Origin of the sequence: Bacteroides sp. AF29-11 (genome assembly GCF_003602895.1) — a bacterium.
GTDB lineage: Bacteria > Bacteroidota > Bacteroidia > Bacteroidales > Bacteroidaceae > Bacteroides > Bacteroides uniformis.
Genome location: NZ_QTLY01000001.1, coordinates 417386 through 440748 on the forward strand (window position 1 = coordinate 417386; position 23363 = coordinate 440748).

At 44.9% G+C, this 23363-nt stretch carries 13 protein-coding genes and 4 tRNA genes; 5 read left to right on the forward strand and 12 right to left on the reverse strand.

All coding sequences use genetic code 11. The annotated features are described in order from the left end of the window. Positions 1-64 precede the first annotated feature (64 nt). The 11 genes from DWZ03_RS01560 to DWZ03_RS01610 form a co-directional block, all read right to left on the reverse strand. Positions 65-1573, reverse strand: a complete 1509-nt coding sequence (locus DWZ03_RS01560; protein WP_227239046.1) for a RagB/SusD family nutrient uptake outer membrane protein — start codon at positions 1571-1573, stop codon at positions 65-67. Positions 1574-1598: 25 nt separating this feature from the next. Then, positions 1599-4604: a SusC/RagA family TonB-linked outer membrane protein gene (locus DWZ03_RS01565; RefSeq protein ID WP_120128556.1), complete on the reverse strand. Its 3006-nt coding sequence runs from the start codon at positions 4602-4604 to the stop codon at positions 1599-1601. A 173-nt stretch (positions 4605-4777) separates the two neighbouring features. Continuing rightward, positions 4778-5929 carry a glycoside hydrolase family 172 protein gene (locus DWZ03_RS01570; protein WP_243634936.1) on the reverse strand — a complete coding sequence of 384 codons (1152 nt, stop codon included), beginning with the start codon at positions 5927-5929 and terminating at the stop codon, positions 4778-4780. Positions 5930-5947: 18 nt separating this feature from the next. Further along, positions 5948-7144, reverse strand: coding sequence for a glycoside hydrolase family 172 protein (locus DWZ03_RS01575; RefSeq protein ID WP_120128558.1), 1197 nt, complete (start codon positions 7142-7144; stop codon positions 5948-5950). Positions 7145-7179: 35 nt separating this feature from the next. After that, positions 7180-8745 (reverse strand): sulfatase family protein, encoded by a 1566-nt coding sequence (locus tag DWZ03_RS01580; RefSeq protein ID WP_120128561.1) that lies wholly within the window; start codon positions 8743-8745, stop codon positions 7180-7182. 47 nt (positions 8746-8792) lie between these two features. Next, entirely contained in the window at positions 8793-11444 is a 2652-nt protein-coding gene (locus DWZ03_RS01585; protein WP_120128564.1) for a glycoside hydrolase family 2 TIM barrel-domain containing protein, read from the reverse strand. Between the two features lie 152 nt (positions 11445-11596). Continuing rightward, positions 11597-13888 carry a beta-glucosidase BglX gene (bglX, locus tag DWZ03_RS01590; protein WP_120128704.1) on the reverse strand — a complete coding sequence of 764 codons (2292 nt, stop codon included), beginning with the start codon at positions 13886-13888 and terminating at the stop codon, positions 11597-11599. Between the two features lie 167 nt (positions 13889-14055). Beyond that, a complete protein-coding gene (locus tag DWZ03_RS01595) occupies positions 14056-16893 on the reverse strand; it encodes a triple tyrosine motif-containing protein (protein WP_120128567.1) in 2838 nt (945 codons plus the stop codon). A gap of 120 nt (positions 16894-17013) precedes the next feature. After that, entirely contained in the window at positions 17014-18411 is a 1398-nt protein-coding gene (locus DWZ03_RS01600) for a DUF5723 family protein (protein WP_195657358.1), read from the reverse strand. A 154-nt stretch (positions 18412-18565) separates the two neighbouring features. After that, positions 18566-20332: a S41 family peptidase gene (locus tag DWZ03_RS01605; RefSeq protein ID WP_120128573.1), complete on the reverse strand. Its 1767-nt coding sequence runs from the start codon at positions 20330-20332 to the stop codon at positions 18566-18568. Positions 20333-20440: 108 nt separating this feature from the next. Then, complete coding sequence (locus tag DWZ03_RS01610) at positions 20441-21424, reverse strand: adenosine kinase (protein WP_022402172.1); 984 nt, start codon at positions 21422-21424, stop codon at positions 20441-20443. A gap of 81 nt (positions 21425-21505) precedes the next feature. On the opposite strand from DWZ03_RS01610, the gene DWZ03_RS01615 reads away from it, so the two are divergent. The 5 genes from DWZ03_RS01615 to DWZ03_RS01635 all read left to right on the forward strand — a co-directional run bounded on the left by DWZ03_RS01615 (position 21506) and on the right by DWZ03_RS01635 (position 22655). Then, positions 21506-21579: transfer RNA gene (locus tag DWZ03_RS01615), tRNA-Asn, on the forward strand. 21 nt (positions 21580-21600) lie between these two features. Then, positions 21601-21674 (forward strand) — tRNA-Asn (locus tag DWZ03_RS01620). 21 nt (positions 21675-21695) lie between these two features. Then, positions 21696-21769 (forward strand) — tRNA-Asn (locus tag DWZ03_RS01625). A 21-nt stretch (positions 21770-21790) separates the two neighbouring features. Then, a tRNA-Asn gene (locus DWZ03_RS01630) sits at positions 21791-21864 on the forward strand. Between the two features lie 185 nt (positions 21865-22049). Beyond that, positions 22050-22655 carry an outer membrane beta-barrel protein gene (locus tag DWZ03_RS01635; protein ID WP_009037658.1) on the forward strand — a complete coding sequence of 202 codons (606 nt, stop codon included), beginning with the start codon at positions 22050-22052 and terminating at the stop codon, positions 22653-22655. Position 22656: 1 nt separating this feature from the next. On the opposite strand, the gene DWZ03_RS01640 is transcribed toward DWZ03_RS01635, so the two are convergent. Further along, the gene (locus tag DWZ03_RS01640) at positions 22657-23361 is read right to left on the reverse strand and encodes a ComF family protein (RefSeq protein WP_118931203.1); all 705 of its coding nucleotides are present in this window, start codon (positions 23359-23361) and stop codon (positions 22657-22659) included. Positions 23362-23363 lie beyond the last annotated feature (2 nt).

The window sequence follows — 23363 nt, forward strand, 5'->3', positions numbered from 1 at the left end:
ACCTATTTTAAACATTTTAATCACATAAGAAGTAGGAGTAGCCTTAGGCTACTCCTCACACACCTTATTTATTTTGCTTCAATATTCCTTGAGAAATATCAATCTGCTTCTGTGGAATGTAGAATGTGGAATGCTGGCTCATATTGAAGTTTGTCTTTCCATGGGCCTTCAGCATCTTTTCTGCATATCCGGGAACAACTTTATCAGCCCGAATCAAATCAAAGAAACGGTGTCCTTCCATTGCTAATTCAATGCGGCGCTCATTCCATATGATTTCACGCAACTTTGCCTTATCCCTCTCTGTTATTTTAGGTAATACAGTGGGATCATCACCGGACTTACGAGCACGGTCTCTGACCAATTCCAATTTAGCCAGGGCGTCATCTACTAATGGGTCGCTTTCACCATTTGCCAACTCATTGCAGGCCTCAGCATACATTAACAGTACATCCGCATAACGCAGAAAATACAAGTGGCAATTTTGTTTAGCAAAATTATTGGCATTCCAATAAGTTGTAGGCCACATTGTCTTTTTATTGGCACGCGGTTGTACTCCCGGTTCGTCCTTGAAGTTTATAACCCCAACTCCTTCCATATTTTCGCCATCGTAAATGATAGTAGCCTCCCGTCTCGGATCACCTGATTCATAAGCCTTATCCAAAGATTCTGACGGAGAACAGAATCCCCAACCTTTGAAACCTCTGACACCTTGCCACTTCACATATTCGGAAGCCTTATCTCTCGTCTTGTCTGATCCCCACAAATACTGGTCGGCCAGCATCACTTCATCAGAATAATAAGAATCCGGGCTAAACAAATCACGGTAATTGTGATGCAGGTTATATTCTCCCCTACTTATTACCTGCCCTGCATATTGTTTTACACTTGCATAATCTTGACGGAACAAATAAACTTTAGCCAACAAGCCTTCTGCAGTTCCTTTCGTAACTCTTCCTCGCTCAGCAATCCCCCATTCATCACGGGTTGGCAAATTCATTGCCGCATAGGACAAGTCATCAATAATCTGCTGATAAATAGCTTCTTCAGAAGCGCATGGCTGATCGTATTCATCGGGATTCTGAACTTTAGTAACCAAAGGTACGCCACCGTAAGTTCTCACCAAGTTAAAGTAAAAGAAACCACGGAAAAAACGCGCCTGTGCAATGCTTCTAATCTTTAACTGCTCATCTTTCAACACATCCAAATTATCCAATGCTACGTTACAGAATCCGATTCCTTTATAATTGCCAGTCCACCAGCCGTTCAATTCAGAAGTATAAACATCATAAGTAAAATCATTCAATGAATTCACGCGAGCATAACTACCGTCTGCCGGTGAACTTCCTGTATCAGAATTGTCACTCGGCACCTCCATAATGCCAAACCAAGAAAACCCGATCAAGTCCCAACTTTTCATTTGAGAATATATAGCATTAATTCCCATCAAAGCACCTTCTTCTTCCCCGAAGAAAATATCTTGCGTCAATTTCCCTTGCGGCTTTGTATCCAAAAAATCAGAACAAGAGGTAAAGACCAATGCTGAAGCTAATAAAAGTGAATATATCTTTTTCATAATCATTTCCTATTTTTATTTTCCATTAGAATGTAAGATTCAAGCCAAAACGACAAGTAGCGGTAATCGGATAAATATCACGGTCAAGCCCCCCTAAGATTTCGGGAGTAAATCCGTTATAATTCGTAAAATAAAGCAGGTTATTACCTGAGAAGTACAATCTCAAATTCTGGATATGCACTTTTTGCATCAAGTTTTTTGGGAATGTATATCCTAATTCCACAGTCTGTAACTTCACATAGTTGCCACTCTCAACATAACGGTCGGAAACAAAATAATTGTTACCCTCAAATGTCATGCGCGGAATGGAAGTATTCCTATTGTTTTCAGTCCATCTATCCAAGAACGAACGATCCCAGTTATCAACACCAGCATTTCTTTCAGCTTGTTTGGCATTATAAATCTTATTACCAAAATTACCCTGCAAATCAATTGACAAATCAAAGCCTTTCCAAGCGGCAGTTATACCCAAACCACCGATAAACTTCGGAGTAGGAGAGCCTAAATCCGTACGGTCTTCAGCAGTTATATATCCATTGCCATCCGTATCTGCATAAATCAGATCACCCGGAGCTACATTTGCCTGATACTTCTTCTTCGCATCACCGGAAGCAGCCGCAGCCATCGCATTATACTGCTCAATCTCCTCATTACTTTGGAAAATACCAATAGTCTTGTAACCATAAAAATACTTGATTGGCATTCCTTCTTCTGTCATATGAACACTTTTTCCGGAACCTATATCCCCACTGGTGATACGTTTACCTCCCAAATTAGTCACCTCATTCTTAATTGTAGTTCCAGTCAAGCGGATGCCATAACGAAAATCCTTAAACGAGTCTTCCCATTTCACCGTAAAATCAAGTCCAGAGTTACGTACTGAGCCCACGTTTGTTTCTACAGAGGCAAGTCCTACAGAAGCAGGAACATCCACATTTACCAACATTTCTTTTGTATCTCTTCTGTAATAGTCAAACTCTAAAGAAAAGCGATTATTGAACAAGCCTAAATCAAAACCAAGATCCAACTGCTCTGAACGTTCCCAATGGATTTGTGTATTATAAAGAGAAGTTACAGTACCACCAGAATAATAATCACCACCAAATACAGCATCATAAGTAGGGGCTACATTAGCCAATGCATAATATTTGTCATTACCAATCTTATCATTACCAATTTGCCCCCAGCTACCTCTAATCTTCAAGTTACTCAACCATTCAACATTATCTTTAATAAAAGCTTCTTCAGAAATCCTCCATCCGGCAGCTACTGACGGAAAATATCCCCAACGGTTATCCGGTCCAAACTTCGAAGAGCCATCGGCACGTATAGAAGCCGTCAACAAATATCTGTCCATTAAAGCATAGTTGGCACGGAACAAGTAAGACATCATGGCTTCATGTTTTCCATTATTCTCAAGTCCACGTGTATCGCTTGAAGACTGATCCAAATACCAATAGTCTTCCACTTCTGAGAAGAAACTACGTCCTGACCCGCCTAACTTTTCATTAGTGTATTTTTGAGCAGTAATACCACCCAAAAGATTCAGACGATTTTTATCATTGATTTGCCAATCATAAGTCAAGATATTCTCCCACAGCCAAGTAAAATCTCTAGTCCATGTTTTAGACAAGCTGTTCTCATCTACCTTTTGATACTCCGAGATATAATACTTAGGAGTAAAATTACGACTTCTACCATTAATATAATCAATGCCCAAGCTGGTCTTAAAATTCAACCCTTTAATAACTTCCCAATTCAAGAATGCACTACCCACAATTCTATCTTTCCAATTATCACTATTCATATAATGGAGGGTAGCAAGCGGATTAGCAGTAGATGCCACCTGAGGATCGGAGAAATTACCATTCTCATCATAAGGAGTAATGATAGGACTCAGTTTATAAGCAGATTTTACAACTCCCTTATTTTCATTTTTTGTATGACTAAAAGAAGCCGATAAGTTATGCCCGATAGTCAAATGTTTGTTTATTTTATATGAATTATTGGCACGCAAAGTAAAACGGTCATAAGAATTTTCCTTTATGATACCATCCTGTTGGAAATATCCGGCACTCAAATTATAACGTACCTTTTCTGTTCCGCCACTAACAGCAACTTGATAATCACGGACAGACGCTACTCGGAAAATCTCATCGAACCAATTGGTCCCTTTTCCGAAAGAAGCCGGGTCATCATAAACAAGACCGCCATCTGGATTAATATTCAAGTTAGCTTCATTTTGCAGCATAGCATATTCAGAAGCCGTACACATCTCAAACTTACCGCTATTTTGGAACTGAAATCCTTCACTGGCAGTAATGTTCACCTGTGCTTTACCTTCAGCACCTTGCTTGGTGGTAACAATGATTACACCGTTAGCACCGCGAGAACCATACATGGCAGTAGCAGAAGCATCCTTCAATACCTCCATGGACTCAATATCATGGTTACTCAGGAATGATATATCGTCCATAAACATTCCATCAACCACATAGAGCGGATTGCTATTATTAGTAGTACCGATACCACGAATGCGCACTTCAGGAGAGCTACCCGGAGCACCGCTTGCAGAGATAAATACACCGGACACACGACCTTGCAATGCGTTAGCCACATTAGGTGTAGAAATCTTTTTCAAATCATCGCTCTTGATAGAACCAACAGCACCGGTCAAGTCTGATTTACGCTGTACACCATAGCCTACAACTACAACTTCATCAATCAACATATTGTCTTCTTGCATTACTACATTAATAGTAGTACGACCATTCACTGCTATTTCTTGGTCTTTCATACCAATATAGCTATAAAGCAAGACAGCGTTACTGGGAACATTGGTAATCTTATAATCACCATCAAGTCCAGTAACGACTCCTTGTTGAGGAGCCCCCTTTACCGAAACTGTAGCACCAATAACAGTCATTCCCGTCTTGTCGGAAACGACACCCGAAACCGTAATTTTGTTCTGCGCCATCGAAACAACGGCAAACAACAACATCACACATGTAATTAATAAATTTTTCTTCATTTTGTATTGATTTAAAATTCTTTTGCAAAAGTATAGGAGCAATTGATGTATGTCAAAAAACAAACTACCACAAGATTACCACAACCTGCTCAAGCACTACAACGTAACTACTACAGCATTGTATAAAACACTAATTCCCAACAACATACACTAGGAAGTTATTTAAAGATTATTCAGACTGCAGGCCTATCCAAATAGAAATATGCTGTTGAAGTTACATGATCTTGGCGGTAGAAATTAACAAATCCTGGCGGAAAGTCTTTATCCGTGATATGTAGGTCTGAATCTTCATCTAATAAACGATAGAATTTCAGTTTACCGCTTCTATCTATAGTAACCGGTACAAGAGGAACCTTCGCCTTGTACAGTTCGAGTACCTTTTGATATGGAGCACCTCCAATCTGCTGCAATGTAACTCTTATATCATGACGAAAATAAATCGGGTCCTGCACGTGGAAACGATACATACTCCACCAACAACTGTCCGCATTTGCAATCGGACAACCTTGATAACGGTGGGAATACTCGCCCTGCCCCCAAGCCGTACCAATATAGTCTTCAACTCCCGTACCACTCAATGTGGGAAATTCCTTATCTCCGTCAATGTAGAACTTGATTTCACCTTCTCCCCACCAAGTAGTTTCATACGCCTTATTGGCAAAGATACCCAAGCTTACCCCCAAAAAGCGCCCCTTGCCCGATAGTTGGGGAAGAACAGTATAATCCACTCCCAACTTGGTGGATTTGTCTTCACGCCAGACAGCATGAAAATAGCTCATCTCCGAATCCCATTCCGGCAATTTAGTAAAGTTGATATCATAAAACAAGTGTGTCAGGTCCTCATCCGAGGTATTCACAAACACCACTTTGGCACCGATACGGTAAGGCATCGGAATAGAACAGTTAAAAGAACGCTTCTCCGGATTAGAAAAGAAACAGTTCTCAAAACGAGATGTACGTGACAGCGGATTCCCAAAAAAATCTCCCAATGGGACATCCACTGCCGGAACAACAGAATTATCCCAATAAAACTTGATACGCAACGCACGAAGCATCTTAGGGTTACGTTTGCTGACTGTCAGCCAAATACGGTTAATGATCCCGGGTCCTTGCTGAGACAACAAAACACAGCTGTCTCCCGCCATGATTCTGCCGAAAGCACTTCCTTTTGCACCTTTATTGACTTGAGCTGCCGTTCCCTTGGCACCGGTAGGATTTTCAAAACTTGTCCACCGCGTTTCATGACCTTCAGGCACTTTCCATATTTGGGCATGCCCCAAAAGAGTAAATGCTAATAAAACAGATATAACTAATAATGTCTTCATTTCATATCCTCCAGCAATTTATTCATTTCCCCAAAGGTCAGCCTTATTCCCTTTATTCTTTCTCCACTCATGACGCCATTTGTGCATCATCACATTGTTTACCATCGGCTTCAGCTTACGGCCCGCCTTGTCGGGTATGGTGGGAACAGCCGTCGCCTTGTCCTGATACCAGTAGGCAACGGTGGCCAGGTCGAGGGTCAGGCAATTGTTGTGCCCATGCTCAATGGTGGCTTTCAGCCCTTTCTCAAAGAAGACGGGATCTTGAATAAAGAACCGATAGACATGTGTACGCCCCAAGAATCCGACATCATTATTCACACGTGGATAGCCGAAGTAGATATGCTGGTAGGGCTCTTTCGGGCACCAGGCGGTGTTGAACAAATCTTCCGTACCGGTTCCTATCAAGGAAGACTGTTTTTCACCGTCGATGAACCACATGTCATCGCCTTCACCATACCACATGGGGGTAGGGCACTGTACATAATAATTCAATCCCACAAAATGGCCCTTTCCCTTGATATCGGCAAACACATAATTGTCGGCTCCGTCCTTATTCTCCGTCTGCTTACCCACGGAACCCCACTCGGTCTCCCCCTCGGGAAGCGCTTCGGTAATCTCACGGTTGAACCACGCATGGAAACGCCCCATGTCCTTGGACAGTTCCTTCATCTCCACATAGTCTATGTAGTAGTAGAAGGCGCCGATGTTGACATCCGTCTGATTCTCTATCTCAATGCGCGCACCTTTGGCAAAAGGCATGGCGAAATAGCTGCACAAACCCGTACCACCGTTGGGACCGGAAGAAAGTGCAAAAGAAGCATAGTTATACTGTTCGTTCCATCCCTGGCCGAAAAAGGGACCGATGGGGGACACGACAGAAGGTTCGTCGCTGCCGTCCCAGTACATCCGAAGGATGATGTCGTTACGGGAAAGCTGGCGCGGTCCCGGAGACATCGTTATCCAGATATGGTTGATTACGCCTGCCCCCTTGATGTCGGCCAAGACAGCCGTTTCGCCCGGCTTGATGGCCTTCAGGTGGTCACGGTTGTTGCCCGTACGGTCATAACTGCTGACACGGCGGTTGCGCAAGCCTTCCTTCATCTTGGCAAGGTCATACATTTCACTAGACATATTGGTCTGCGCAAAAGCGCTGCCTACTCCCATCAAAAGGGAGAATAAACCTACAAAAAACTTTTTCATCACGGTATTCTTCATTTTTCAAATTATGTTTTTCATCAATCTATCGGTTGTCACTTTCTTGTGGCATCCGACTTCCTTATCTTCTCCTCCAGTATCCGCGCCAGCCTGCGTGCCACTTTGGGATGCTGTTCATACACATTTGTGGTCTGGTATGGGTCTTCCTCCAGATTGTAAAGCTGCACAGAGGGTGCATCCGGCTTTATCCGGGCATTTTCTATATCGCTGTTCACCCGATGGGTGAGCTGGAAAGCGGATGCCCCGCCCAAGTCATGGTCACCGACATTCTTTCCGGTAAATCCGCCGCTGTTTTGCGCCGGAATATAGACCCACTTCCCTTTGCGAATGGAAAGATGGCTCTTTTGGGAAGGACAGATTATAATATGGTCCCGAATCATTTTCCCGGGATTTCCGACAAGGGCAGGAAGCATGTTGAAACTGTCCGGCCCGTCCTGCTCCTGCAATTCATATCCTGTGAGGGCAGCCAAAGTGGCAAGCATGTCAACATTGGACATCAACTGGTTGGATACGCTGCCCGCAGGAATCCTGCCCGGCCAGCGGACAATCATAGGAATGCGATGCCCGCCTTCCCAAGCTCCGAACTTGAAACCAAGAAGCTTGCCGTTGATATGGTGTCCTGCCTTCCAAGCTCTCTGCCCTCCATGATTCAGCATTCCCCCGTTGTCACTGGTGAAGATGAGCAGAGTATTTCCCGCCAGCCCTTCCTCATCGAGGGTACGCATAATCTCGCCTACCACCCAGTCCAATTCATGGATTGAATCACCGTAAGGTCCTGCCTCACTGGTACCTACAAAGCGTTCGGCCGGTGTAAAAGGATGATGGATGTTGGTGGTAGCATAATACAAGAAGAAAGGTGAATCCTTATGTTCCTTTATCCACTGCACGGCCCGGTCTTTCAAAGTAGTGGCTACAGCCCGGTCTTTGTACAAACGGTGCGCAGCCGTGGCTCCACCAATAGAGTTGATACCGAATTTTTCATCGAACTCCTCCGTTTCTGCCCTCTTGCCTCTTACAAACGGGTCGTTGGAATCATAACCCACCACATGATGGTTCTCCACATAAACAAAAGGTGGATGACTGTTGAGAATAGGCACACCGAAGTAATAATCGAATCCCAATTCAAGTGGTCCGGGAGCCAGTTCCTTGTTCCAGTCCATCTTTTCGTCCGTACGGAATCCAAGATGCCACTTCCCCACGATGGCAGTGGAATAGCCGGAACGTTTCATCACATCCGCAATTGTGGTGCGTGCCGTATCAATTTGCAGAGTCTGATTCAGGAAGATTGCCCCCCAAATATCCTCACGGCAAGGATATTGACCGGTCATCAGTCCATAACGTGAAGGCGTGGAAACAGCCGAGGATGAATGAGCGTCCATAAAGCTACGGCCCTGCGATGCCAGACGGTCTATATTGGGAGTCTTGACCTTGGTGGCACCGTAACAACCAATGTCGCCATAGCCCAAATCATCAACGTTGATAATGATTACATTGGGCTTGACCTCAGTGGAAGCCGGAGATTGCTGCGCGACGGCAGGCAAAGCGCTGAATCCCATCCCTACTGTGAAGGAGAGAGACCCGGTAAGTAATTTGTGTTTCATGTTTCACTCAATTTATCGGTTAATACAACATTATTAAGAATAGAACATCAATGAATCCTGAATATCTTTATCCCATTCAAGAACGTCATCCCTTTCACCGCCTCAAAGTTCACCGTAAGGTTTCCACCGGTTACGGCAACATGCAGTTTCTTGGATATGCAACGGTTCCCGCCTACTTCTATCGCCGGAGAGAAATGGCTCAGCCAAGGTCGGTTGTTGACAGAAACATTGAAGACACTGCCGCGGAAATCGGCATTGTCTAGGGTAGCGACAGCTCCCAAATCGTAAGTCACCCGCTCGGAACGTGCGTTCAGGTCAGCAAAAAGAAGTTCCACTTCATAGTCGCCGTCGGGCAAGTCGAAGCGATAGGCCTTGATGTCCTTGCGTTTGGTCTGGAGCAAAGGAACATTACGGGTGTCTTTCACCTCGGCAGTGGTTCCGATACGTCCCGGAGAACGGCGGAAAATCTCTCCACCTATGTAGCCCCAACTTCCAGGAGTATAAGCTTGGTCGGGAAGCCAGCAAAGATCACTCTTGTCATCCGTAAAGAAACAGTTGCTGCCCACGTTCACTGCAAGTTCCAGCTGTCCGGAGCCGACTGCCGCGATATGGCGAGGCTGCATCTTCACAAAAATGTCCGAAACCTGCTCCACCTTCTTCCCATGGCAGATACCTGAAGCCACAAGCGTGTTTCGCCCCGCAACGAGAGGCACTTGCCACACTGCATGGCAATTCTCGATGCCTTGCACGGAGAGCTTCGTGCCGTTGACAGACAACTCCACCTTATCCAGATTGGAATACACTTTCACCGGATGTTCCACCGCTTCACCGTCCGAAACCACAGTCCGATGCTTCCAGTCATCCACAGCAATGTGCAGCACCGGAATATCCTTGCGCAGGAATGCCTGGAAATAATAGAACACATCTTTAGGACGGCGGTCATTGTACATCAGTCCTTTATTATTGATATGCGGCGTAGCCTCCTGGCGACTGGCAGAACTGAAATCAATGAAGTTCCACTCCGTGGCGCCCACTATGAACGGTCGCTTCATGATAGCGGGCAGATAGTATTCGAGGTACAACTGCTGCCATTGCATGGAGAAATCGAATATCTGCGGATCGAGCGACTGCAAGCGCGGGTCGGAACCGGCACCGAACTCACTGATTATTAACGGACGGTGCGGGTATTTACGATGCTCTTCGTCCACAAAGCGGTCGAAAGACTTGAAGTCGTTCTCATACCAGCCCTGATAAAGGTTCCAACCGGAAATGTCGGTGATATTGCTGAGACCGATTTTATTGTAAATCTGATTGCCGTGGTAGGCCATCGTACTCAGACGGTAGGGGTCTTCCCTCTTCAGAGTTTCCTCCAGATGCCGGGCAAGCGCCAAGGTATTCTCGTAGAAACCGTTGAGCCGTTGTTTCTTCACCCGATACTGCAGCTGGATGACAGCCTCGTTCATATACCCCCACATAATGACGGACGGATGGTTGTAATGCTGGCGAATCATTTCGCGCAAGGCGCTTGTGGCATTCGCGCGGAACTCATCACCCAAAGCTATCAAATCTACTACCGGAATCTCCTCCCATACCAGCATGCCGAGTTCGTCGCAAGCACGCAACACGGCATCGTCCTGTGGGTAATGTGCCAGACGGACAAAGTTCACACCCATGTCTTTCAGCAACTGCATATCCCTGCGGTGCATCTCATCCGAAAGCGCTATGCCCATCGGCATCTGGTCCTGATGACGGCAAGCTCCCATAAGTTTCAGGGGTTCCCCATTCAACTTGAAGCCTTCCTGCGCATCCACGCTGAACCAGCGGACCCCCAAAGGGACACGTGTCTCATCTTTCAACACCTTGCCACGCACATCTTTCAAAGAAACTTTCACGCTGTACAGATAAGGGGAATCGGGCGACCACAACTGTGGCTTTTCCAACTGTAACCGTTCCTCGAAGGCGAACGCCCCGTCGGCATCTATCCGGACGCTGCGCAAAGATTGGGCTACGGTCTTCCCATCTGTATCCAGCACCTCGACGTCCAACTTCAACACCGCACGCCGCACATCACGGTTCACCAAAGTCCCACGCACACTGATTTCTGCCCTATCCTCACTCACGGAAGGCAAATCGACATAAATGCCCGTAGAGGCATAGTCGGTAAGGCTGATGTGCTGCTTTGCAGCACTGATGAGCCACACATTGCGGTAGATGCCGCCAAAGATGGTGAAGTCGCCGGACAAAGGAGGTATCCGGTCGTTCTGATTATTGACGTGCACCATCAGCAGATTCGGGGCATCGGTCCTTACTTTATCCGTAATGTCTACGGTAAAGGCAGAGTAACCTCCTTTGTGGGTAGTGAGCAGCTCGCCGTTGAGGTACACATCTGCCAGAGAATTGACAGCATCAAATTTCAGGTAAAGCTGTTTATCCCGCATCCGCGCGGCATCCGTACGGAACTCTTTCTTATACCAGGAAGAAGCCCTGCGGTAGTTACGGGTAGAATAGGCATCCGCATTCCAGGTATGCGGCAGATGTACCTGCTGCCAACCTTCTTCATGGCGTTGCACTTCCTGCAACCGATTGTCATCACATGCGGCATAATACCAGCCGTCATTAAAACTCTGAACCACCCGCCCAGCATTGACAACCGGGTACATGGTGGACAGACACAATATTAATAAAAATATTTTCTTCATGTTTTTCAATAGATCATATTATCTTACACAAGTCAAGCAAATACTGCAAGAATACTGCATATAGTTTGCAGTGAAAATGCAGACAATATGCAGCAACAATGCCATTTCAACGCAGTGGCTCGAATGCTGCATATTGCCGCCTTGGGAATCAGTTAGAGTAACTTGAACGCTGCTTTTTTTACGTCCCGGCAACTTCTGCCAATCATCACCTCAAAGTCACCCGGCTCGCATACAAAATCAAGATTGTAGTTGTAGAACTTCAGCAATTCGGGGGTAATCTTGAAAGATACTTTTTTAGATTCGCCGGCTTTCAGGAAAATCTTTTCAAAGCCTTTCAACTCTTTCACCGGACGGGTTACACTTCCCACAAGGTCACGAATATAAAGCTGGACCACTTCGGCACCGTCTCTCTTGCCGGTATTGGTCACAGTCACGGTAGCAGTCAGTTCGCCCTTATCCGTCATGCTAGTCTTGTCCAAAGCCACGTCGCTATAAGAGAATGTTGTATAGCTCAAGCCGAAACCGAAGGGATAAAGCGGTTCATTGTCTATGTCTATATAGTTGCTGCGGAATTTCTGGAACCATGCACCGTCGGCAAGAGGGCGACCCGTGTTCTTGTGGTTGTAGAACAAAGGAATCTGTCCCACGCTCTTCGGGAAAGTCGTAGTCAGCTTTCCGCTCGGGTTCACATCACCAAACAGTACATCGCCGATGGCAAAACCTGCCTCACTGCCCGCAAACCATACATTCAGAATGGCCGGCACGTTTGCCTGCTCCCAGTTCAGTACCAGCGGACGACCGGTAAACAGCACCAGTACCACAGGTTTTCCCGTTTTCAATAATTCTTGTAACAGCATGCGTTGGGTGTCGGTCATTTCAAGATTCGTGCGGCAACTGCTCTCTCCACTCATTTCCGAAGACTCACCGAGCGCAGCCACAATAACATCCGATTTGGCAGCCACGGCAAGAGCCTCGTCCAGCAACTCCTTGTCCGAACGATTGTCACGGTGTAAAGAACGTCCGAACATAGTGGCACGTTTCTCATATTCGGCATCACTCATCAAATTACAGCCTTTCGCAGTCAATATTTCGGCTTTATCGCCTGCTACCGCCTTCAAACCTTCAGCCAAAGAAGTTGCATTCTTCAATACAGCAGCCACACTCCAAGTACCCGGCATATTACTGCGGCTGTCTGCCAACGGACCTACCACAGCAATAGTGCCTTTTTTGGCCAGCGGAAGTACATTACCCTCGTTCTTCAGCAACACCAAGCTCTCCGAAGCAATCTTACGCGCAACGGCACGATGCTCTTTGGTAAAGATTTGCTTCTTGGCACGCTTCACATCACAGTATTTATAAGGATTATCGAACAAGCCCAACTTGTACTTAGCTTCCAAAATACGGCGACAAGCCGCATTAATAGCTTCTTCTGTCACTTTTCCTTCTGTCAATGACTTCTTGAGCGTACCTACAAATGCATCGCTCACCATATCCATATCGACACCAGCATTCAGCGCCAACGCGGCAACAGTCTGCGTATCGCCCATGCCATGGTCGGTCATTTCTGTAATTCCGGTATAATCTGTCACTACAAAACCGTCAAACCCCCACTGCTTACGCAATACATCCGTCATCAACCACTTGTTTCCAGTAGCGGGAATGCCATCGACCTCATTGAAAGAGGCCATCGCACTTCCCACACCGGCATCAACCGCCGCTTGATAGGGCAACATGTATTCATTGAACATGCGCTGATGACTCATATCTACTGTATTATAGTCACGTCCTGCCTCACCGGCACCATACAAGGCAAAATGCTTTACACAAGCCATGATTTCATCATTACGGCTCATATCCTTTCCCTGATAACCACGTACCATGGCCTGCGCAATGGCTGCTCCCAGAAACGGGTCTTCACCGTTGCCCTCGGACACACGCCCCCAACGGGCATCACGGCAAATATCCACCATCGGACTGAATGTCCAGCAAATACCGTCAGCACTGGACTCAATGGCTGCAATACGTGCCGATTCTTCAACCGCCTTCATATCCCATGTACACGACAATCCCAAAGGAATGGGAAACACCGTTTCATATCCATGAATAACATCCATACCAAATAAGAGAGGAATACCCAAACGACTTTCTTCAACCGCCTGCTTCTGTACATCGCGGATACGTTCCACGCCTTTCAGATTGAAAAGCCCGCCCACTTCACCGGCACGAATACGTTTGGCCACATTACTACTTTTAGCCTGACCGGTCGTAATCTCACCGGTAACCGGCAGATTCAACTGACCTATTTTCTCTTCCAGGGTCATCTTCTTCATTAAATCGTCGATGAAACGATCCATATCAACCGGAGATTTCTGTGCATACGCACTAACGGCAGTAAACACCAACAAGACTAAAAATAATTGTAACTTGAAAAGTAAATGCTTCATGTCTTTCATGCTTTTAATTGATAGAAATATTATTTTACTGCAAATAAAAGAAAAGCATGCGACAATCTCCACATCCCGTACTACAACAAAAGTACAACCATCACTAAAAAACAAAAGAGGAAGTACAATATTAGTACTTCCCCCATTAATATTTTACTGTAAAACAGTCATTTAAAATTTATAAGGAAATCAGTCAAACTTTCTTCCGGAAGCAAATTGAATTTCTTACGTAACCGGTATCTCGCAGCATCAACCCCACGTGTAGAAATGTTGAGCAACTTCGCTATCTCCTTTGTCGGCATATTCAAGCGAAGCAATGCGCAAAAGCGCAAATCTCCTGAAGTCAAATCTGTATATTGAAGTTTCAGATTACGGAAGAAGTTTTCGTGTATACGGTCAAAATTAGCCTGAAACATAGTCCAATTCTCTTCATCGGACACTATATTGCTATTAACTAAAGTGAGCAGCTTATCCAAGTTTTTACGGCTATACTGTCCTAACAACTTTTGCCGCTGTATCTCTTCTTTCAAAGAAATCAGAAATTCCTGATGAGCAATATTTGTCATTACCACACCGGACAACTCCTTGCTTTTAAAACGCAAATCGGCCTCAAGCTGCTCCTTTTCCAACTCAACAATCTTCTTCTCCTGCCGCTCAAGCTCTGCCTGATGGGCTACGCGCTGCCGTTCAATCACACGGTCTTTCTTTTTCTTCACGAAACGGTAGACCAAATATTGCAACAAAGCCAACAGACACAATCCTGCCAAGATATAACTTCCCACAGCCCAATAAGACAAATACCACGGACGCAAAATCTCAAAAGGAAGCTCTACCGATGCCAAAACTCTATCGGTATCATATATCTCCACCTGAAAAACATAACTTCCATAGGAGAGCCGAGAATACTTCTTCTGCAAATAGCGTCCACCCGGTACCCATTGGTCAGAATATCCTTCCAACCGATACCTTACCTTATAAGTATAATTACTATAAACCGGATAACACAATGTAAAATTCACCGTATTAAACTCAGGCTCCACCTTGGCTCCCGGCTGCACGACCAATGTTTTCCGCTTACCACTGAATTCATCAATGACCCGCATTCCCGAAATCCATAAAGAGCGTCTGACCCGAGATTTATATAACGAGGAACTGTCCGTCTCAATACGGGCAATGGCATTGTTCAGGCAAAGATAGGAACAGCCATTCCTCACGTCATAAGCCACGCTTCCCCGTTCTTCCACCGTCAGACCGTCAAACAAAGAATATGGAATCCGGAGTTCGATATTGAAAGTATTTATCGCACACTTCACTAAATACACTATCCTATCACCCACAAACCAATAGTAATCTCCGTTCGCACGACTCACTGTCTTGATTCCCTTCAATTCCATCAATTGTTCATTCATTGTTTCATAGGGAACAATCGAATCAGTCATATCTTCGTAAGTATAGAAATATTCCCCATTAGAAAAAACTACCCGACCATTGATTTTGAACAAAGTAAAACTCCCACCTTTCACTTCTCCCAGGCCCTCATACTTCCGTACATCCTTTACCTGCTTCATATCCGGATCAATCCGAAAACGATACAAACCATTCCTTAAGTGTTTCGCCCAGATATTCCCTTGATGGTCCACCTCTATGTGACGGACCATATGACTGAATCCACGCAGAGACCGGATAAAACCATATGCTCCCGAAGTATCTTCCGTATATAGATTTAAAAGCGCATAAGTTCCTTCCAATAAAAAAGATTCTTCCTTCGATTCAATCTTTTCCATACACATCCCTCCCTTTACATCAGATACCAACTTTGACTTCAACCCCGATATAAGGAAAGTTCCTTTGTTATGCCCGCAAAAAATCTGTTTTCCCCATTCATCGACGAACCACGCTTGTTCTTCCAAACCCGGAACTAATTCAGTCTTTCCATCCTTAAGCCAATAAAGTCCCTGATTAGAAGCAATATAAGCTTCATTTTCCCTTACCAGAACATCATATACCATGCCTATTTTACGAAATGGAGGTTCATAATAATAGATTAAAGAATTGTTGTGTATATAGGCAATACCTTCATCCAAAGCTGTCCATATATTGTTGTCATCATCACAATACAATCTCAAAACAGTATTGTTCTGTAGTTTATTATCCGTATTGACCTTCCAAATCAGCTTTCCCTTTTTATCCAACGCATATATGCCATCGGATATTGTGCCAACAACGTAGCAACTGTCTTTGGTCATCACCGCACGATTAATGGTATGCTTCTTGAATATATCATCACATTCGGTTTCCCATTTTTCTACCCTCCCATCTCGATAGAGGAGAAAACCTCCCTGATTACGGGTAAGCATTAAAACGGCATCATCATAAGGAAGCCCAGCCAAGACATCGCTATTTCCAAATACCTTTCTGGGAATAAGTTCTTCCATTTCCCTACCGGCAAAGACATAAAGTCCACCGTTTATTCTTTGAGAATAAAAAGTATTTCCAACCTGGAACAAATTCAGTGGAAGGTTCTTCATTCGAATACCTTCTACCGAATTTCCATTATAAAAAAAGAGAGAACCGAATGATTGAAATACAATTTCTCCTTGAACGCAAGCAATATCCCAGATTTCGTCATTATGAAACGCAAAATCTTTCACCTTATTTTTCAATGAATGATATTCAAGAGTGTCATAAGGAGTACGGACAAAATAACCGAATTCTTCGTAAGAGCCTACATAAATTCTTCCATCTTCACTGATATATATAGCACGCACAATTCCTTTTGTCGGTAATTCATACAGCCGCCAAGCACTTCCATCAAATTCCAACAGCCCACTGTTATTACCGAAATACATCACTCCTCTTTCGTCTTGAGCAATGGCCCAATTCTGAATACCGGCATTATAATCCGACACCGAATAGTTCCTCACTATAGGAGAAAAAGGTATGGGTGAAGCTTGCAGCAAACTACTGAAAACCAAAAACAAGAGAAACGTTATTGCAATTCTCATGAGTACTGTTTATAGGTATTTACCAGCAAAGATAAAGCTTTTTGCGTTTTCGTAAAAACAAAATCGCAGATTATCCTCTTTTATAGAAAGATAACCCGCGACAACTGATAACTCACTTTATTAATTTTCAGCCGTTTTCTGTTTTCCCAAAGGAATAGAAACCCCCAAGTAAGCATTGACATTCTTCGTATTCTTGCCAAAGAACATATAGTCTGTTCCCGCAAAGAAAGGACCCAGTTTCAGTGCCAGACCGAAGGTTTTACCGGCTCCTTGAAGTACGGAATAGCTGGCAGCTACATTGAAAGCATTCGTCGGACGGATGCAGGCAGAGAAAGTCAGCTCATTCAAAGTTTTCGGTTTGGCAAAACGACCGGTATACAAGGCACCCACTACCAGCCAATCATTCAGTAAGGCATATTCAGCGCCAAGAACCATTGTAGAAGTCAATCCACGGGTACGGCTCTTCTCAGAAGCCTCCTCCGTCTTGAGCTGCAACATGTCATAGTTAAGAATCTCGCCGCTGTTCACAATATTCATGAACTCCTGCTGCGAGGCCGGGTCAAGAAGATCATAAGTCTGCTCTGCATTGGCTCGCGCTATACTGGTATTCGATTTAGACCATTTGATAAAACCCAAATCAAGAACTGAAGCAGAAAGTGTCAATTTATCCAGTAACTTGTAAGATACTCCCAAATCAATAGCCCCACCATATCCGGCAAAACCGAAACTGCCAAAATCGATTTCATCGATATAATCGCCACTCTCATTCTCGGGAAGCTCCAACAGCTTTGACGAGTTCTCCAAAGTTGCATCCACTTGAATGGAAGCTTTACTCGTCATTCCTGAAGAACCGACAGAAGGAGTTTCCACATGAATCTGGTTGATGTTCAGCTTTAAGTTACCAATACCCAACAGCATCTTCACCTTACCACCTACAGCCAGTCGGTCTGTGATATTCCTTGCAAAGCCAAGGCCGACTTCCGCATAGGAATTTATCTCAAGCTTCTGTCCATTAATGGTTTCGTTAATACCCAAATAGTCAGAAATATTGTCACCAAACTCCCGGCTGCTCATGTTATTCATAAACTGGAACATGGTTTTCGGTATGGCGGCACCGATATCATTACGCAACCCCACATTGACTGACCAGAAGTTCTTTCCTTTATACCACCCGGCAGACAGAATGTCGGTACTCAAATTCACATTCAAGTTATTGGTAGCATCCAGTCGGTTCATAAAGTCATTGCTCATGAAATAGTCGCTATCATCACTGTTCTCAATAATGTCCATAATATCCCTATACCCCAGGGAACTGGAGTTGACGGTAGCATTCAACGAACCTATCACGGGAATATTCAGATAACCGCGTCCCGGCATCAAGGCCGGATTGAGCTGCATACGCTGGTTACTTCCTTCCATAAAGTAGGAAGTGCGCAGGAACTGGGCTTGTCCGGAAAGAGAGAAGCAAAGCAACAATACCACAAACAGCCATACTCTCAGAGAATTCAATTGTTTCATAACCTTGTCAATATTTTCATTATCACCTGCAAAAATATAAAACAAGTTAATACCCTACAAACAACTTAACCGGATAGTCGTGTATAAAAGGCTTATACAGAGACTATCCGGTATAAATTAAGGAGCAAATAAAAGAATCCTCTTAAGAGTGTCCTTATACTATTTCATCATAAACATGTTCATTTGCTCTCGTAGCGGTACTCAGAAAAACCGGGGCTGTCTCCTTTCTTTGTTGCAGAGACATTGACGTCACTGCCGGAGCACTCAACATTTCCTTATATTTTTCCGGAGCAGTGAGTATCTTTACAGCCTCTTTCAAATCATCATCATCTTTCAACTGCTGGATAATGCTTCCACGCTGGAAATAATAACGTTTGATGATTTCTACCGCAATCATGCTCTTGATGTCCTTGGAGAAATGGTCAAGGTCACGGTCCAGATTATGCGACAATTTTTTCTCCAGCGCTTCAAACTCTTTCGAAGCATCAGTCAGATAGCCCTCAAATTCGGCCATCTCCTTCAGGTTCTTCAGCATCTTCTCTGTCTGCTGGTCGTATTTGAAGTCCGCCTTTTTCACCATCGCCTTGAAGTCCGCATAATCGGCATCTGTAATTTCAAACTTCTCTGCTGAAGGGATGGTAGGATGTTTCAGGCAATAGTCCGTGGCATAATTGAAAATAAGATTGTCATTGACAAGATAGAACAGAATGTTGGGCAGCTTCTCCTGCTTCACCGCAATGTCCGGAGTCACGCCTCCACCATCCCGCACTTCACGTCCGGCAGCCGTATGGAACACGGTAGTAAGGCTGTCCGGAATACGTCCCACACTGCCGTCCTCATTCCGGTGCTTGTAGTCGATAGCCTGCACACAACGGCCGCTGGGAATATAATATTTGGAAGTCGTCAGCTTCATGGTACCACCGTATGGCAACGGACGGGTGGTCTGCACCAATCCCTTACCGAAAGTACGGTTACCGATAATGACCGCACGGTCAAGGTCCTGCAAAGAGCCCGCAAGGATTTCTGACGAAGAAGCCGTTCCGCCATTGACCAGAACAGCCAAAGGAATTTCCAGATCCAACGGTTCACGCAATGTCTTGTAGGTATTGCTGGCTTGCTTAATCTTACCCTTTGTCGTCACAAGTGTTTTTCCGCGAGGCAGAAAGAAGTTGGCTATCTCTATAGACTCATCCAGCAAGCCCCCCCCATTGTTCCGCAGGTCAATCACCAACGAAGTCATCCCCCGCTTCTTCAAGTCCAGAAAAGCCTGCTTGAACTCCTTGGAAGGATTCCCCGAGAAGGTGCTGAGATTGATATAACCTATATTATTATCCAGCACCGTATAATAAGGTATGAACGGCAATTGGATGGAACGGCGCACAATGTCGAAATCCAACGGTTTCTCTGTACCGGGACGCTGCACTTTCAGCTTGAAGCTGGTACCCACTTGTCCGCGAAGCATCTCGCTGACTTCCTGGTTGTTCTTTCCGGCAAGGTCTTTTCCGTCAATTTCCATCAAAATATCTCCGGCTTTCAGGCCTACATCGGCAGCAGGCATATTCTCGTATGGCTCAGATATCATGGAACGTTTCAGTTTCGGATTCCAAGTAATCACAGAACCTATACCACCATAGGAATTCTTCAGCATCTGCTCCAATTCGCTTTGGTCATCTTCCGGATAATACTCCGTGTAGGGATCCAGCGAGTAGAGCATGGCATCAATGCCATCACGGATAGTCTTGTTCGGATCAATCGTATCCACGTAAAACATATCCAACTCTTTCACAATGGAATTGAATATATCCAGATTCTTTGCTATTTGGAAACTGCGGCTATCACCACTCTTAAACCCCCAAAAACAAACGGCTCCCGCTACAATCAGCAAGGTAACCATCCAGCGTATCTTTAAAATTCTTCTCATAATTATGATAATGTGCTAATATGCCAATGTGCCAATGTGCTAATAACCTGCAGCGTAATAGCGAAACAAATATTGCGCAGCCAATTAGCACATTGGCACATCAGCACATTAATTAATTAATAAAATTTCTTCCTTGATTTTTTCCCATTGTGCAGCCTGAAGCTCTGTACCCACCACTTGTATCACATCTTTGGAGAGAAGGGAGCCTATCTTGCCACATTTCTCCAGCGAGTAGCCACACGTCAGTCCATACAAGAAACCTGCCGCAAAATAGTCGCCAGCTCCTGTAGTGTCCACCACTTTCTCTACCGGAGCCGCTTGTACCTGCACCATCTCTGTACCTTTGCGAATCAGAGAACCACGGGCACCCACCTTTACAATGGCTATGCTACACATTTTGGCAATGATGTCCAATGCTTCCTCCGGTTCCTTACCCGTAAAGGCCTTTGCCTCTTCCTCATTGGCAAAAACAATATCCACATATTTGTTGACCAACAGAGAGAAAAATTCAAGGTCTCCTTCTACTATATTGTAGCTCGCCATGTCCAAACATACTTGTAAGCCGGCCTCTTTAGCCAGCTCAATGGCACGGAGAATCATATCATGGTCTTGCACCAGATACCCCTCTATAAATAGGTAAGCATATCCTTTGAACATATCCAGCGAAAGATCTTCCGCCTTCAATGTAGAAGCCGCCCCCAAATAAGTGCCGAAAGTACGCTCCCCATCAGGAGAAATGAAAGTAGAGGCTACACCGGACGGAAGGGTAGTGGAAAGCAATAAATTCGCCTCTGTCCCACGTTCCAGCAGGCTATCCCGGAAAAAGTTACCGTAAAAGTCATTGCTTACTTTTCCGATGAATCCCGTACCCGCACCAAGGCATGCCATTGCCCGAATTGCGTTTCCGGCAGAACCTCCGTTAGCCAGGTGCGTCTTCATCCGGCTGAAATACTCACTAATTTTCAAGAACTTATCTTCATCAATCAGCGTCATGCTTCCTTTCGGAAGCTGCATCTCCGTCAAAATATTATCATCTTCAATGATTGCCAGCGCATCGACCAAAGCATTGCCCAACCCAATTATTTTATCCATCTTCGATATTTTTTTTGCAAAGATATTGCATATTTCAAAATATCCTATTACTTTTGCAGCGCATTTGAGAAAAAACAACATTCTTCCTTAGCTCAGTCGGTTAGAGCATCTGACTGTTAATCAGAGGGTCCTTGGTTCAAGTCCAAGAGGAAGAGCGAAAAAACTTGAATGCATATTCTTCCTTAGCTCAGTCGGTTAGAGCATCTGACTGTTAATCAGAGGGTCCTTGGTTCAAGTCCAAGAGGAAGAGCGAAAAAACTTGAATGCATATTCTTCCTTAGCTCAGTCGGTTAGAGCATCTGACTGTTAATCAGAGGGTCCTTGGTTCAAGTCCAAGAGGAAGAGCGAAAAAACTTGAATGCATATTCTTCCTTAGCTCAGTCGGTTAGAGCATCTGACTGTTAATCAGAGGGTCCTTGGTTCAAGTCCAAGAGGAAGAGCGAAAAGGTTCGTCAATTAGGCGAACCTTTTTTGTTTTCTCCATCAGCCGCACTTAACGAACAAACGGAAATCTTTCATCTTTCATGAAATTAACATATATTTGTGGAATATTTATAGGGAATTTATCCCGACCTTCTGTCTTTATTTGCAGAGCCATGAAATTTAATTCAAAAATACGACTATAATGAGAACAGCCCTACTCTTTTTAATCATCGGATTGACTGTATGTACATTTTGCAAAGCACAAGACATACCCGTTCTGCCCCAAGAAAAGTTCCGGCACCATGAATTTTCCGTCAGCTATGGTTTCCTGCCCATTACCGATGCCAACAGCATGGCCGAGGAGTGCTTCGCTCCGGTACTGAGTTTCGGAGTTTATACACGCGAAAAGACAAACTACTACGGTGCCCTGAGCATCAGCTACATTTATAGATTCAACCGCAAAATCAGCCTGGGAGTAACCGGAGGAATAACCGGCAACAAAGGGACAGCCAGCAGCCTTTACGAAGCTTTGGATGAAAACACCAAAGACAACCGAAGGTATCTGTATATTCTTCCCACCTTCCGGTGGCACTGGTTTACCCGCCCCAAATTCTCTCTGTATACCTCAGCAGGGCTCGGTGCCTATTTCCTCCGGAACAGTTTTGGAGGAGAAGTCTTTCACAAGACAAAATTCGCTTATCAATTCAGTTTTCTAGGCATCGAATACGGAAGCCGGTTTGCCTTCTTCACAGAATTCGGAGTAGGATATACCGGAACAATCGTAGCAGGCGGCCGTTATCGTTTCTGACTTATGAGGCCGCTACCGCCAGTGTCAATACACTGATGCGCACACCCTCCACTTCCTTGAGCGCATCGGCACAAGCCGTAGTGGTGGCACCGGTAGTCAATACGTCATCTATAATCAGTACATGCTTCCTTGCAAAAGCGTCAGCACGACGCAGACAGAAGATACCGTCCACATTCTCCCACCGTTCATAAGAGGATTTACGGGTCTGCGTTTCCGTATGCCTCATACGGGCAACGGAAGCAGTATCTACGGGAATACCGGTGACAGCGGAAACACCGCGGGCTATACATTCGCTCTGATTGTACCCACGCATTTTCTGCTTACGCGGATGCAGAGGAACGGGGACTATGACATCCACATCACTGAAGAAACCGGTAGCCGACAACTCCGCCGCCATAAACCGCCCCATCACTTCGCCAAGGTCTTTCCTCCCTCCATATTTCAACTGATGGAGAATGCGGCGGAAATCACTCCCTTTATGGTAAAAGAAACAAGATGTGGCATGTTCCAGAGGTATCTTCCCCCAAAACATACGTTCCACCGGATTGTCCTTACGAAGATGATAGTTTGTCCGGGGCATATCCATATTGCACTTCATGCAGATGCCCTCTTCACCCTCTTGCAAGATAGCACCACACACGGCACACTGACGCGGAAAAAAGAGATGGACAAAAGAAAAGAACCAGGTTTTAACTATGTTTTTCATCG

Excerpts from the sequence above, each read along its gene's own strand:
- DWZ03_RS01560 (WP_227239046.1), bottom strand. The coding sequence starts at position 1,573 with ATGAAAAAGATATATTCACTTTTATTAGCTTCAGCATTGGTCTTTACC.
- DWZ03_RS01565 (WP_120128556.1), bottom strand. The coding sequence starts at position 4,604 with ATGAAGAAAAATTTATTAATTACATGTGTGATGTTGTTGTTTGCCGTT.
- DWZ03_RS01570 (WP_243634936.1), bottom strand. The coding sequence starts at position 5,929 with ATGAAGACATTATTAGTTATATCTGTTTTATTAGCATTTACTCTTTTG.
- DWZ03_RS01575 (WP_120128558.1), bottom strand. The coding sequence starts at position 7,144 with ATGAAGAATACCGTGATGAAAAAGTTTTTTGTAGGTTTATTCTCCCTT.
- DWZ03_RS01580 (WP_120128561.1), bottom strand. The coding sequence starts at position 8,745 with ATGAAACACAAATTACTTACCGGGTCTCTCTCCTTCACAGTAGGGATG.
- DWZ03_RS01585 (WP_120128564.1), bottom strand. The coding sequence starts at position 11,444 with ATGAAGAAAATATTTTTATTAATATTGTGTCTGTCCACCATGTACCCG.
- bglX (WP_120128704.1), bottom strand. The coding sequence starts at position 13,888 with ATGAAGCATTTACTTTTCAAGTTACAATTATTTTTAGTCTTGTTGGTG.
- DWZ03_RS01595 (WP_120128567.1), bottom strand. The coding sequence starts at position 16,893 with ATGAGAATTGCAATAACGTTTCTCTTGTTTTTGGTTTTCAGTAGTTTG.
- DWZ03_RS01600 (WP_195657358.1), bottom strand. The coding sequence starts at position 18,411 with ATGAAACAATTGAATTCTCTGAGAGTATGGCTGTTTGTGGTATTGTTG.
- DWZ03_RS01605 (WP_120128573.1), bottom strand. The coding sequence starts at position 20,332 with ATGAGAAGAATTTTAAAGATACGCTGGATGGTTACCTTGCTGATTGTA.
- DWZ03_RS01610 (WP_022402172.1), bottom strand. The coding sequence starts at position 21,424 with ATGGATAAAATAATTGGGTTGGGCAATGCTTTGGTCGATGCGCTGGCA.
- DWZ03_RS01635 (WP_009037658.1), top strand. The coding sequence starts at position 22,050 with ATGAGAACAGCCCTACTCTTTTTAATCATCGGATTGACTGTATGTACA.
- DWZ03_RS01640 (WP_118931203.1), bottom strand. The coding sequence starts at position 23,361 with ATGAAAAACATAGTTAAAACCTGGTTCTTTTCTTTTGTCCATCTCTTT.